2 protein-coding genes (1 of these 2 only partly in view) are annotated in these 14,975 nt (G+C 70.8%); both read right to left on the bottom strand.

All coding sequences use genetic code 11. The features are described from left to right. Positions 1-3,579 carry the beginning of a non-ribosomal peptide synthase/polyketide synthase gene (locus tag HUA75_RS11315; RefSeq protein WP_174486359.1) on the bottom strand. The gene continues 14,577 nt to the left of window position 1, outside the view, so only the first 3,579 of its 18,156 coding nucleotides appear in the window; it begins with the start codon at positions 3,577-3,579; the stop codon falls past the left edge of the window. Next, a complete protein-coding gene (locus HUA75_RS11310; protein WP_174486358.1) occupies positions 3,576-14,975 on the bottom strand; it encodes a non-ribosomal peptide synthetase/type I polyketide synthase in 11,400 nt (3,799 codons plus the stop codon). The genes HUA75_RS11315 and HUA75_RS11310 overlap by 4 nt, the downstream gene beginning before the upstream one ends.

Genomic DNA, 14,975 nt, shown 5'->3' with positions numbered 1-14,975 from the left:
CGCCAGGTGGTGGATGACGAGCAACAATTCCTGCGGCACCTCCGGCCCCAGGTCGAAGAGCACCGCTCGCGCGACGTCTCCCGTGGAGGGCTTCAAGCGCTCCTGGACCCGCGCTGAGTACGCCTCCACCTCTGCACTCCGAGCCCCCGGCGCGCACCGCGAGAGGTCCACCGTCTCCAGCGGCAGGGTTCCTTCCAACCCCATCAGCTCTTGATGCCAGCCGCCCTGCCCGTCCCTCGTGAAGCGCAGGCGCAGGGCGTCGTGGTGCTCGCGCACGAGTTGGAGGGCTCGGTCCAGATGCGCGGCCACCATCCGCTCGCGCAGCGTGAAGCGCAGGGCTTGATTGAAGTGGTGCGCCCCCGACAGCTCGCGCGCGAGGAACCAGCGCTGGATGGGCGTCAACTCCACCGGACCCGTCACGGGCCCCTGGGCGATGACTTCCCTGGGTGCCTCGGACACCACCGCGGCCAGCCGCGCCACCGTCGGATGGTCGAAGAGCTGCTTCGCGCTCAGGTGCAACCCCGCCTGCGCGGCGCGAGAGATGACCTGGATGCCGAGGATGGAGTCGCCCCCCAGCTCGAAGAAGTCCTCGTGCACGCTGACCTGGGGACGCCCCAGCACCTGGGCCCAGATGCTCGCGAGGGCTTCCTCCTTCGCGTCACGCGGTGCGATCTCGACGGTCCGCTCCACCACCGTGAGCTCCGGTGCCGGCAGGGCTCGCCGCTCCACCTTCCCGTTGTCTGACAGCGGGAACGCCTCCAGCACGACGAAGGCCGCGGGCACCATGTACTCGGGCAGCCGCTCCGCCAGGAACTCGCGCAGCGCGGAGGACTCCGGTCGCTGTGCGCCGGAGGGCACCACATACGCCACGAGCCTCGCGCCGGAGGGCACGTCCTCGCGCACCACCGCCACCGCGTCGCCCACCGAGGGGTGTGTCCGCAGCACGGACTCGACCTCGCCCAGCTCGATGCGATAGCCGCGCACCTTCACCTGGAAGTCCGCGCGGCCCAGGTACTCCAGGCGTCCATCCGCGCGCCAGCGCACGCGGTCTCCCGTGCGATACAGCCGCGCCCCCGGCTCCGTACCGAAGGCATCCGGAATGAAGCGCTCCGCCGTCAACTCCGGCCGCCGCCAGTAGCCTCGCGCCACGCCGGCGCCACCGATGAACAGCTCTCCCACCACGCCCACCGGCACCGGGCCCAGGCTCGCATCCAGGACATACAGGCGCGTGTTCGCGATGGGCCGACCGATGGCCACCGGACCACTCACCGGGTCCGCCGCGCTCACCGTGTACACGCAGCAGCCCACCACCGTCTCCGTGGGGCCGTACTCGTTGATGAGGCGCGTGTCGGGCGCGTGCTCGCGCCAGAAGGCAATGCCCTCGGCCGTCAGCGCCTCACCGCCAATGACGAAGGCCCGCGTGCGTCCCGCGGCTTCCTCGGGACGAAGCTGCGCGGCCAGCATGCGCAGGTGGGTGGGCGTCAGCTTCACCAGACTGAAGTGGTTGCCCGCGCGCAGGGCTTCACCCAGTCCCTCGATGCCCACGTCTTCCGGCACCAGCACCACCGGCCGCCCCGCGACCAGCGGCGCCACCAGGCTCGTCACCGTCAAATCAAACGACAGCGGCGAGTGCACGGGCGAGCCGCTGCCCTCCGCGAGCCCATAGGCCCGCTGCGCCCAGGTCAGGTAGTTCACCACGCCCCGGTGCTCGACCATCACCCCCTTGGGTCGCCCCGTGCTTCCAGACGTGTAGATGAGGTACGCGAGGTCTCCGGCTCCGGCCAGTGGCTCTGGCGGCGTCACGGGCTCGCGACCCGCGGTGCGCGCCCAGTCCGTGTCCAGGCAGAGGAGGAACTGCGAGGTCGCCGGCAGCGCGTCCGCGAGCATCTCCTCGGTGAGCACCACTGGCACACCGGTGTCTTCCAGGAGGAAGGACACCCGGGTCGACGGCCAGGCCGGGTCGATGGGCACATACGCGCCCCCGGCCTTCAGGACGGCCCACAGCGCCACGACCATGTCTGGAGAGCGACGGAAGCACAGGCCCACCAGCGTTCCTCGCCGGACGCCCAGGCCGCGCAGGTGGTGCGCGAGCTGATTCACCCGCGCGTCCAGCTCGCGGTAGCTCCAGCGCACATCTCCCATCGACACGGCCAGCGCGTCCGGGGTGCGCGCCACCGCCTCCTCGAAGAGGCCATGCACGGTGGCCTGCTCCGGGAAGTCCGCGCGTGTGTCGTTCCAGGTCACCAGGAGTTGGTGCCGCTCCGCGCCGGACAACAGGGACAGCTCCCCCAGTCGCCCCTCCGGCCGCGCCGCGATGGCCTCCAGCACGAGGACCATCCGCTCCAGTCGCGCATCCGCGAACGCCTGCGTGAAGCGGGTCTGGTCGTAGCGAAGGAGCAGCGGAAGTTTCGCGCCCGAGGTGGAGATCAACGTAAGGCCGAAGTGGTCCGCCTCCCGGGCCCGTACGTCGCGCACCTCCAACGCCCGCGCGGAGGACGTGAGCGCGGCATCCAGCGGGTAGTTCTCGAAGACGACCAGCGTGTCGAAGAGCGAGGTGCCCGCGGGGACGTTGCTCCAGCGCTGCACCTTCACCAGGGGCGCATGCTCGTGCTGGCGCGCCTCCACCTGCGTGTCCTGGATGCGACGCAGCCACGTCGACCAGGTCAGGTCCTGGGACCAGCGCACTCGCACGGGCTGGGTGTTGATGAACAACCCGACCATGTCCTCCACGCCCGCGAGGTCCGGAGGACGACCGGAGACCGTGGTGCCGAAGATAACGTCCTCGGCGCCCGAGAGCTGTCCCAGCACCAGCGCCCACGCGCCCTGCACCAGGGTGCTCAGCGTAAGCCCGTGTCGACGCGCGAAGGTGTTGAGCGCCGCGGTGGTGGACTCCGACAGATGACGGGTCCGCGTGATTCGCCCCGTGCCCTCCCCCGCCCCCTCGCCCGTCGGCGTGGGTTCATCGACCCCGGCCAGTTCGCGGCGCCAGAAGTCCTCCGAGTCCTTCAGGTCATGCTCGGCCAGCCACCCCAGGTAGTCGCTGAACGGACGAGGCGAGACGAGCCTCGGAGACCGCCCTGCGAGCGAGCCTTCGTACAGCGTGAAGAAGTCCCGCACCACCAGCGGCACGGACCAGCCATCCAGCACCAGGTGAGAGTGACTGAAGACGAAGCGGTACGCATCGGCGGCGCTTCGCAGCAGCGTCAGCCGGATCAACGGCGCGCGCGACAGGTCGAACCCCTCACGCCGGTCCTGCTCCAGGAAGGTCGACAGTCGGGCCTCGAAGGCGTCCGCCGACAGGTCGCGCCAGTCCTCGACGCGCACGGGCAACTCCACCTCTCGCAGCACCACCTGCACCGGCTCGTCCACGTCGTCCCAGACGAGCGCCGTGCGCAGCGCGGGATGCGCCGCCACCGCGCCCCGCCAGGCCTGGATGAAGGCGTCCACGTCCAGCTGCCCCCGCAATTCACAGACGAGCTGGTTGAAGTAGAGCCCCTCTCCAGGCTCCGCGATGGCGTGGAAGAGCATGCCGCCCTGCAGAGGCGACAGCGGGTACAGGTCCTCGATGTTGTCGCTCATCGCGTCTTCTTTCCGAACCGCGCCGCCAGTTTGTCGAGCTGCGCCTGCTTCACCTTCGCGAGCGGGAAGTCCGACGGGGAATGTCCCCCCGCGTCGGGCGCTCGCGAGGCGGCCACCAGCGCCAACAGTCTCGCCACGAAGTCCTCCGCCACACCCACCACCGTCTCTCGTCGGTGCACCGCCTCGCTGAAGGTCCACGTCACCTCCAGCCGGCCCTCGCGCACCACGCTCGTCACATCCAGCAGGTACGGCCGCCGCGAGCTGTCCGCGCGCTGCCTCAGCCCGTCGCTCTCCGGGGCCAGTGCGAAGGGGCCTCCCGTACCGACGATGCCGTCCACCTGTCCCAGATGGTTGAAGCCAAGCTCCGCGACAGGGAGCGCCGCCAACGAAGCGTCCTTCGCCACGTAGCGCAGCAGCCCCCAGCCCATGCCCTGCGACGGGACCGCGCGCAGCGACTCCTTCACGACGCGCAAGGCCTCGCCGGGCCCCTGCACGTCGCGGAGGTCCAGGAGCGCCGGGAAGACACGCGTGAACCACCCCACCGTGCGGGAGACATCCGCGCCTGGCAGCACCTCTTCACGGCCGTGCCCTTCCACGTCCACCAGCGCGACGCTCCGTCCCGTCCAGGCCGTCAGGGCCTGCGCCAATGCGGTGAGCAAGGGGTCCTGCGGCTGCGTGTGCCAGGCCTTCGGCACGTCGTGCAGCAGCGCCTTCGTCTGCTCCGCATCCAGCGACACCTGTACCCGGCGAGCCGTGGCCTCGGTGTTGATGCCCTCCGGGAAGTCCCTCGGCAGCCGCGCGGCTTCGGCCCAGGGCCGCTCCAGCCACCACGCGCGCTCCGCGAGCAGCTTCTCCGAACGCGCCAGTGCCTCCAGTCCTCGAGCCCAGACCTGGAAGGAGGTCGTCTTCGGTGGCAGTCGCACCGCGCCGCCCTCGGCGAGCTCCGCGTAGGCCGTCGCCAGGTCTTCCAGGAGGATTCGCCAGGACACCGCATCCACCGCCAGGTGGTGGAGCGCCAGCATCAGCAGCGTCGGGCGTCCGGGACCTCGCTCCAGCAACACACCCCGGATGAGCGACGCCTCCAGGCGCAGGGACTGTTGAAGCTCCAGGGCGCACCGCTCCAGCGCGGGCCCCATCGCCTCCGGCGGCACGGTCGAAAGGTCCACGCGCGCCACCTCCACCGACACGCCCGGAGCCACGGACGTCTGATGCCAGCCGTCCTCCTTCCTGGCGAAACGCAACCGCAGGGCGTCATGGTGCTCGACGACCCGCGCCAGCGCGCGCTCCAGCAGCGGCGCGTCGAGCGCGGCCCGCGCCTCGAACATCAGCGACATGTTCCAGTGGTGCGGCTCCTCCAGCCCCAACTCGAAGAACCAGTGCTGGATGGGCGTGAGCGCCACCGGGCCCACCACGGGTCCCTGCTCGGCCTGCACCGCGAGCCGTGTCCCCGCCACCGTCGCGAGCCTCGCCACGGTGGGGTTCTGGAAGAGCTGCTTCGGAGACAGCTCCAGACCCGCCGCCCGCGCACGGGTGACAATCTGCAAGCCAAGGATGGAGTCGCCGCCCAGCTCGAAGAAGTCGTCGTGGATGCCCACGCGCTCCACGTTGAGGACCTGCCGCCACAGCTCCGCGAGGCGCGCCTCCACCTCCGTACGAGGCACCGCGTCCTCCGCGCGCGAGGACTTCGACGGCTGGGCCTCCGGTGCCGGCAACGCGCGCGCATCCACCTTGCCGTGACGCGTGCGCGGCAGCGCGGCCAGCGTGACGAAGGCGGACGGCACCATGTAGGGCGGCAGGCGCGAGAGCAGCCACGACTTCAGCGCGCCCGAGGTCAGCGCCTCGACCTCGCCCGGACTCCGCGCCACGACATAGGCGACGAGCCGACGGGGCCCACTCCCTTCCGCCCTCGCCACCACCGTCGCCTCCCGCACCTCGGGATTCGCGAGCAGCGCGGCCTCCACTTCACCCGGCTCGATGCGGAAGCCTCGCACCTTCACCTGCGCATCCGCGCGGCCCAGGAACTCCAAGCTCCCATCGCGGCGCCAGCGGGCCAGGTCTCCCGTCCGGTACATGCGCGCTCCCGGTCGCGTGTCGAAGGGGTCCAACACGAAGCGCTCGGCGGTGAGCCCGGGCTGGCCCAGGTACCCTCGCGCCACGCCGGAGCCGCCCACGTGGAGTTCGCCCGGTGCGCCAGGCAGCGCCAGCCCACCTCGGGCATCCAGCAGGTACACCTGGGCGCCCGGCACTGCCCGACCAATGGGCACATGTCCCTGCTCGTCTCGCCGGACACGATGCACCGTGCTCCAGATGGTCGCCTCCGTCGGACCGTACTCGTTGAACAACGGCACCGAGGGCAGGGCCTCGTGATGCGCGCGCGCCAGCTCGAGCGTGCAGGCCTCTCCGCCCACGCTCACCGCGCGCAGGCCCACCAATCCTCCCGCTGGCGCCGCCGCGAGCACCTCCGCGTAGAGAGCCGGCACGGAGATAAGGTGCGTCACGCGAGCCCTGGCCACCAGCTCCGCCAGCTTCCTCGGGTCCTCGCGGTCCTCCACGTCCGGGTAGCGCAGCGTGCCACCCTCGAAGAGCGACCAGAGCAACCCCGCCAGCGAGGCATCGAAGGTGAACGGCGCCAGGGACAACACGACTCCGGGGGCGCCATAAACCTGCTGTCGTGCCCGCGTCGCCGAGACGAGCTGGCGGTGCTCCAGCACCACCCCCCTCGGCTTGCCGGTGGAGCCCGAGGTGTAGACGATGCAGGCGGCCTGGTGCGGCTGGGGCTCCGAGGGCAGCGCGCTTGCACCCATCGGGAGGGCCTCAAGGGTCACCACCGCCATGCCCTCTCGCGAAGGCACACGCGCCAGCCAGGCGCCGGACGTCACCACCGCGTGCGCCTGGGTGTCCTCGATGATTCCGGACAGCCGCTCGGAGGGATGCTCCAGGTCGAGCACCACCACGGCCGCGCCCGCGCGCAGGATGCCGAGGAGGCCCGCCACCACGTCGGACGGTTGCGCGAGCGCGAGCGCGACGATGTTCCCCGAGCCCGCGCCCACCGCCTTCAGCGCACCAGCGAGGCGCGCGGACAGCGCATCGAGTTCGCGGTAGGTGAGTCGGCGGGTGCCGTCGTCCACCGCCACGACGTCGGGGTCGGAGGAGGCGCGCGCCGCGAAGCACGCGGTCACCGTCTCGCCCGCCGTCGACTCGCGCGAGGGCGCAGTGGCCCATTCGGTCAGGAGCTGGTGACGCTCATCCTCGGACAGCACGGAGAGCTGGGACAGGCGTCGCTCGGGATGCGCGGCCAGTTGCTCCAGCAGTCGCAGCAGGTGCCCCGAGAGTCGGTGGATGGTGTCCGCGTCGAAGAGGTCGGTGTTGTAGTCGATGCCTCCGGACAGCCCCTCCTTCGACTCCACCAACTCCAGCATGAGGTCCAGCTTCGTGGCCCCCGTGTGGACGGCCTGGCTGCTCAAGCGCAGACCGGCCATGGTCAGCTCGATGGGCGGCGTGTTGTGCAGCACGAGCATCGTCTGGAAGATGGGCGTGTGACTCAGGTCGCGAGCCACATGGAGCGCGTCCACCAGCTTCTCGAACGGCACTTCCTGGTGGGCGAAGGCCCCCAGCGAGGCGCGGCGCACGCGGCCCAGCAGCTCCGTGAAGGTGGGGTCGCCGGACAGGTCCGCGCGCAGCACGATGGAGTTGATGAAGCAGCCGATGAGCGGCTCGATTTCGGGTCGGTTGCGTCCAGCGACGGGAGTGCCCACCGCGAAGTCATGCTGCCCGGTGTACGCGTGGAGGAGCGTCTGCCACGCGGTCATCAACACCATGAACGGCGTGGCGCCTTCTCGCCGACCCAGTGACACCAGCGCATCCGTGAGGGGCCGGGAGAGGGAGAGGGGCAGTCTTGCGCCCGGATAGGTCTGCACCGGAGGCCGGGGACGGTCCGTGGGCAACCGGAGCACGGGGACGTCCGCCAGCACGTCGCTCCACCAGGCCTGCTCGGCCGCCAGCTCCGGGCCTCGCATCCATTCGAGCTGCCAGGCCGCGTAGTCCGCGTACTGCACCGTGATGGGTGGGAGTGGAGACGGCTGGCCCGCGAGGAAGGCGGCATAGAGGCTCGCCAGCTCAGGGAACATCACGCCCAGGGACCAGCCATCCGAGACGATGTGGTGCATGACGATCAGCAGCACATCCTCCTTCTCGCGGACGCGCAGGAGTGAAGCCCGCAGCAGCGGCCCCGTCTCCAGGTCGAAGGGCTTGCGCGCCTCGTCCCGCGCCCAGCCGTCCACTCCCCGGGCGTCCCCTGCATCCATCGTGAAGACCCGCAGGGGCACTTCGAGCGCCGCGGAGATGTGCTGCACTCCGCCCGCGTCGGACATCGAGAACGTCGTCCGGAGGACCTCGTGGCGACGCACCACCTCGTTGATCGCGCGCTCCAGCGCGGCCACGTCGAGCGTGCCGGTCAGCGCGAGCATCACCGCGTTGTTGTTGGCCACATTCCCCGGCTCCAACCGGTCCATGTACCAGAGCCGTTGCTGCGAGAACGAGAGCGGCAGCGGGCGCTCGCGGGAGACGTGTGGAATGGGCGGAGGGCCCTCGCGCCGAGCGGCGCCGTTCGACTGCGCCACGACGCGGGGCGGGGTCGGACGACGTGACGACACGGGCAGCGGAGGCAGCAACTCCAACGAGCCATCCAGGTGGCGGCGCGCCCTGCGCCCCATCGCGAGGCGAGGCCCCGCGCCGCCGTCCGGAAGCAGCCGGAGCGCGGCGGACGCCGGAGCATTCCAGAGGCCGCGTGGCGCCTGATCGCCCAGCACCGCCAGCTCTCCCACCACACCCGTGGGCACGGAGCGGCCTCGCGCATCCACCACGTCCCAGGACAGGGGCTCCTTCGACGAAGGTGAAGCAGACCCGGACCGCGTCCACGCCCCCAGGCCGAGCAGCGGGTCCCGGCGCGACACCTCGACCGGCAGCGCACGCGACAGCGCGTCCGCGACCTCTCCCTTCGCCTCCTCCAGCAAGACGCGCCGCACGGGACGCAGGACCTCGGCGGCGGAGGGCAGCTCCGACAGGGCCTTGGCGAGCGTCGCCGTGAGGTGCAGGTGCGTGGCACCCGTCTGGCGCACCAGGGACAACAACGCCTCGGCGGCGCTCGGCCCTTCGTGGAGCGTCACGGTGGGCACCGGCGACACGGACAGCGGCGCATGTCGCCGCCGCAGCACATCCAACTGCTGGAGCGAGTCGAGCGTCGCCTCCACCTCCACGCCGAAGTCCACGAGGCAGGCCACTTCATCCACATCCAGGCGCTTCACGCGCTCCACCACCGGCCCGCACGTGTCAGGGGTTCCGAAGAGGCCCCCATCCTCCACGTAGCGCGTCAGCCCGTGCTCCAGCAGGGCATCCATGTCCCCCGGAGTCAGCGAGCGGAAGTCTCCCTTGAGGCCCAGGCTGGCCACGAAGGCCTGAAGGATGTCCACGGAGCTGCGGAAGTATTCGAGCAGCGGCTTGCGCACGCGGCGGCGGACCTCGGCCTCGTCCTCGCCCAGGAACGCGTGGAGCATGAGGCTCACGTGTCCCCGCCCTGGATGACCGTGTTGCCGCCAGGCCTCGCGATAGAGGGCCACCTTCGACGACAGGTCCTCCAGGTTCTGCCCCATCAGGTTCGTGAGGACGTACGCCCCCATTTCACCCGCCATGCGGAACGTGTCCGGACTCCCCGCCGCCGTGAGCCAGAACGGAAGCTCCTTCTGGACGGGACGCGGACGGAGGAACACCTCCACCTCGTCACCCGCGCCGTTGCGCCGGAGCACCGAGCCGCCACGCCACAGCGTGCGCACCTCCTCGATGCCCTTGAACATGACCTCCTTGCGCCGCGCGTACCGGTCCGGCGCGAAGACGAAGTCATTCGCATGCCAGCCCGATGCGAACGACACACCCACGCGGCCGTTGGACAGGTTGTCCAGCACCGACCACTCCTCCGCGACGAGGATGGGGTCATGCAGCGGGAGCACCACGCTGCCCGCGCGAATCCCCAGCCGCTCCGTCACCGTGGCCACGCCCGCGCCGACGACAGCGGGGCGGGGGTAGAGCCCTCCGAAGGAATGAAAGTGCCGCTCGGGGGTCCACACCGCCGAGAAGCCCTGCGCGTCGGCGTACTTCGCCGCCTCCATCAGCAAGCGGTACTTGCGTCCCCCCAGCGAGTCCTCGTCGTTGGCGAAGAACGACAGGCTGAAGTCGGGCCCAGGCCGTGTGCCCGCTCCGCTCGAAGTGGCCAGCACGAGGCGGGCACGCTCCGACGGCAGCACCACGCGCAGGCCACGCGTCAGCGCCCACAGCAACTCCAGTCCCGTCCCCGGCGCCCCCGCCTCTTCCGCCGACAGCCAGGTCCCCTCCTTCACCTCGGCATTCGAGTCGAGGCGCCGGAACAGCGCATCCACCGTGCGCACCGTGTGCATGGCACGCAGTCGCGCTCCCGTCGGTCCAACCAGCGACTCCAGGCAGACCAGGGTCTCAGCCGAGGACTCCATTGAGCCTGGCGAGGCGGAGGCATCCAACGTAAGGCCTCCCTCCACCGCCAGCGTGGAGAGCGCGCGGACGGAGATGACCCGAGCCGGGTCCAACGGCACGCTCGTGTGCAACCGCTCGTGCGTCAGCAACAAGGGCGGTGGGCCACCAGCAGGCGCGAGGGCCGCGAGTTCCCTGAGCTGGGGTGTGGAGAGGAGCACGTAGCCGCCGCCCGCCTCCAGGACCGCCCAGAGCGCCACCACGCGCTCCACCGACGGCTCAAGACAGAGCGCGACCAGCACCTCGGGGCCCACGCCCTTCGCACGCAGCTCGGACGCCAGCCGGCGCGACTCCGCGCGCAGGGTGCGCCACGTGAAGTCACCTTGGCCCTCCGTCGACACAGCCACCGCATCCGGGGCCCTCGAGGCACGAGACTCCAGCAACGCGGAGACCGTGCTCGGCGGCACCGACGAGTCAGCGGCGGAGACGCGCGCGGGCGACTCCTGGCCCTCGGCCTCCAGACGCAGTCCGGACAGCGGTTGCCCCGGGTCCGCGAGCGCGGAGGTGAGCAATACCGTCCAGTGCGACAGCAGCCGGTCGATGGTCTCGGGCGCGAACCGCTCCACCGCGTAGTCGAGCGTGCCCGCGAAACCGCCAGCATCCTCCCCCATCGACACGGACAACGGCGACAGCACCGCGCCGAACCGCGGCGGCCCCTCCTCGACTTCCACCAACTGCATCCGCAGATCCGGAGCATCCAGGACCGCATCGAACCGGGGATGCAGGACGAAGAGCGCATCGAACACGCGCTCGCGGCCCGGGTTCCGCGTGGGCTCCACCTCCCGGATGAGATGCTCGTAGGGGACGTCCGGCTGCGCGTACGCGTCCAGCGTGACATCGCGCACGCGCCCGAGCAGCTCGCGGAACGTCGGGTCACCCGACAGGTCCGTGCGCAGGGGCACCGCATGCGCGACGTAGCCAATCAACGGCTCGAGCTCCGGACGGTTCCGATTGCCAATGGGCGTGCCCACGATGATGTCGTCGCGGCCCGCCCACCGCGCCAACAGCGCCTGCCAGGACGCGAGCAACACCATGAAGGCCGTGACGCCCTCTCGCCGCGCCAGGGCGTGGATGCCGCTCGTCAACGACGCCGAGAAGCCAACGCCGCGTCGGACTCCGCTGAGCGCGGGCCCCACGCCAGGAGGCAGGTCCACGGGCAGGTCCAGCGGCCCGGGCATGCCCGCCAACCGCTCACGCCACGTCGCCGCCTGCGCGGTGGAGGCCCCCGACTCCAGGAACTTCCGCTGCCAGGCCGCATAGTCGATGTACTGAATCGCCAGCTCCGGAAGCGGCGACGACTCCCCCCGCTTGAAGGCGCCGTACAGCGCGCCCAGCTCCGAGCTGAACACCACCAGGGACCACGTGTCGCAAACCACGTGATGGACCGAGATGACGAGCAGGTGCTCCCGCGCCGAGAGCTTCAACAGTCGCGCGCGAACCACCGGCCCGTGGGCGACGTCGAACGGCTGGGACATCTCCGCGAAGACCCGCCGCCGCCACTCCGCTTCGCGCGCCTCCTCCGCCATCTCATCCAGGGAGTCGATGACCAGGGGAACGCGCGCCTCCGAAGAGACGCGCTGCACCATCCGACCGTCCACGAGCGGATACGACGTGCGCAGGGCTTCGTGACGCCGGACCACCTCCTCCAGGCTTCGCCGCAGCACCGACACGTCGAGCACGCCCGTCAGGCGCAGGGCCACGGACATGTTCAGCGCGGGATTGCCTGGGAGCGCCTGCTCCAGCGCGCAGACCCGCTCCTGCACCACCGACAAAGGCAGCACCCCATCCCGAGGGACCCGCACGAGCGGCGGCAGGACACCGTCCTTCGCGGACAGTCCCTCGGTCCCCAGTCGCGTCTGGATTCGCGCGGACAGGCCCGCCACGGTGGGCGCCTCGAACAAATCACTGAGCGGAAGCTGGACGGGGAAGGCTTCACGCAGCCGCGTGAGCATCTGTGCCGCCATCAGCGAGTTTCCACCTAGCTCCAGGAAGTCGTCGTGGATGCCAAAATCCGAGCGCCCCAACCGCTCGCGCCAGATGCCGAGCACTCCGCGCTCCACATCCGTTCGCGGGCCCGCCTTGTCCGCGGGGACGTCCATCACCTCGGGTGACTCCGCGCCGCTGGTGTCGAGCGCGTGAGCCACGGTGGCCGCGGTCGTCGTCGCGAGCACCTTGGGCGCATCCAGCGCGAAGCGCCGACGCTGGAACGGATACGTGGGCAGCGACACCCTGTGGCGTTGCTCGTTCGCGTAGACCCGCTTCCAGTCGGGCTCGAGCCCGGACTCCCACAGCGCGCCCAGGGCCGCCATGAGCACGCCGTACTCCCCCACCTTCGAGTCGGCCCGAGGCAGCGAGGCCACCACTCGCCCTCCGTGTCCGCGCAGTCCCAGTCGCGCCAGCGCCGTGAGCGCCTGATCCGGTCCCACCTCCAGGAAGAGCGTGAAGCCGCCCTCCTTCAGCGTCTCCAGTCCCTCCCCGAAGCGCACCGGTGCTCGCATCTGACGTGCCCAGTACGCGGGGTCCGTCGCCTCCTCCGGACGAATCCACGTGCCCGTGACGCTGGAGACATACGGCACCCGGGGCGCGGAGAGCCGCAGGCCCGCCACCACGCGCGACAGCTCCTCTCGCAGCGGCTCCACGGCCTCCGAATGGAAGGCGTGCCCGGCGGGCAGGCGCAGCACGCCGACGCCTCGAGCCACCAGCTCCCGCTCCAGGGCCTCGACCTCCGCCGTCGGTCCCGACACCACGCACCGCTCGGGCCCGTTCACCGCCGCCAGGGCGAGGGCTCCCGTCAACAACGGGCGCACCACCTCTTCCGCGCAGCCCACCGCCGTCATGCTTCCCGGGGGCAGCTTCGACATCAGCCGACCGCGCGCCACCACCAGCGTCAGCGCGTCCTCCAACGGCAGGACGCCCGCGAGGCAGGCCGCCGTGTACTCGCCGAAGCTGTGTCCCAGCAGCGCTCCCGGCTGGATGCCCCACGACTCCCAGAGCTTCGCCAGCGCGTACTCCACGCAGAACAGCGCGGGCAGCGCATGGCGCGGGTCTCCCAGCGCCTCGCGTGCCGCCGCCTCCGCGCCCGGGCCCGGAAGCAGCACGTCTCGCAGCACCTGCTCCAGCGAGTGCCCCAGCTCTCGCAGACAGGTGTCCACTGTTTCGCGGAAGAGCGGCTCCGCGCCGTACAGCTCCCGCCCCATCCCCAGCGACTGCGCGCCCTGCCCCGGAAACAGGAAGGCCACGCGCCGCTCGCGCGCCGCCGCGACATCCTCCAGCACGCGCCCGTTGCTGGGAGTCCGCAGGCGTGCGAGCAACTCGGCCCGGTCCCCGGCCACGACCGCGAGCCGATGCTCGAAGCCACCGCGCCCCACATTGCGCGTGAAGGCCACGTCCGCGAGCGACGTGTTCCCAGGGGCCGTCTCCAGCCACTCCGCCAGCTCACGCACCGACGCGGAGAGCGCCTGTGCGGTGCGCGCGGACAGGGTGATGAGCTGCGCGGGCCGAGCACTCGGGCCCGAGGCTTCCTTCTTCGGCGCCTCCTCCAGCACCGCATGCGCGTTGGTGCCACCAATGCCGAACGAACTCACTCCCGCGCGCCGGGGCACGTCTCCGCGCGGCCAGGCGCGCTTCTCCGCGACGACGGAGAACGGGCTGCTCGCGAAGTCGATGGCCGGGTTGGGCGACGTGAAGTGGAGCGTGGGAGGCATCACCTCCTCGGAGAGCACCAGGGCCGTCTTGATGAGCCCCACGAGTCCGGCCGCCGTATCCAGGTGGCCGATGTTCGTCTTCACGGAGCCCAGCGCGCAGAAGCCCTTGCGGTCCGTGTCCCGCCGGAAGGCGCGGGTCAGCGCCGCGACCTCGATGGGGTCTCCCAGCGCGGTGCCAGTGCCGTGCGCCTCGACGTAGCCGATGTCGTCCGCGGTCAGTCCCGCATAGGCGAGCGCCTCGCCGATGACATCCGCCTGCCCTTCCACGCTGGGCGCCGTGTAGCCCACCTTCAGGCCACCATCGTTGTTCAGCGCGGAGCCTCGGATGACCGCATGGATGTGGTCTCCATCCCGCAGCGCATCCGCCAGCGGTTTGAGCACCACCGCCGCGACGCCATTGCCCGGCACCGTGCCGGCCGCGCGCGCGTCGAAGGCACGACAGTGTCCGTCGGGGGAGAGGATCATCCCCTCCTGGAAGAGATACCCCGTGCGCTGCGGCAAGGAGATACGCACCGCGCCCGCCAGCGCGATGTCGGACTGGCGCAGCAGCAGGCTTTGACAGGCCATGTGGACCGCGACCAGGCCCGTGGAACATGCCGTGTAGACGGCGAGGCTCTCGCCACGCAGCTTCAGCTTGAAGGAGGCCTTGGTGGCCAGGTTCTCGCCGGACGTGCCCATCACCTCGTACAGCGAGGCCGGGTCCAGTTGCCCCTGTCCCAACATGCCCAACGTGTGCAGCGAAGGAGCCGCGCCCGCGTACAGGGAGATCTTCCCCGAGTAGCGAGTCGGGTCATAGGCCGCATCCTCGAGCGCGGCCCAGGCGCACTCCAGGAACACCCGCTGCTGCGGGTCCATCCACAACGCCTCGCGTGGGGGCACGTCGAAGAAGTCGGCGTCGAAGGCGTCCGCCCCCTCCATCACTCCGGCCACGGGCACGAAGTCCGGGTGTCTCCGCAGCGCTTCGGGCACCAGCGGCGAAGTCTCCAGCGCCTCCGGCGACAGGCGGGAGACCGACTCCACGCCGTCGAGCAGATTGCGCCAGAAGTCCCGCACATTCGCCGCGCCGGGGAACCGCCCGGACATGCCGATGATCGCGATGTCGTTGCCACTTCCGCCCGTCAGGTCCTGGTCCGCCAT

Source organism: Myxococcus sp. CA040A, from assembly GCF_013336725.1.
Taxonomy (GTDB): domain Bacteria; phylum Myxococcota; class Myxococcia; order Myxococcales; family Myxococcaceae; genus Myxococcus; species Myxococcus llanfairpwllgwyngyllgogerychwyrndrobwllllantysiliogogogochensis.
Note: the sequence above shows the minus strand (reverse complement) of the source record. Positions and strands in the feature narration are given on the sequence as shown.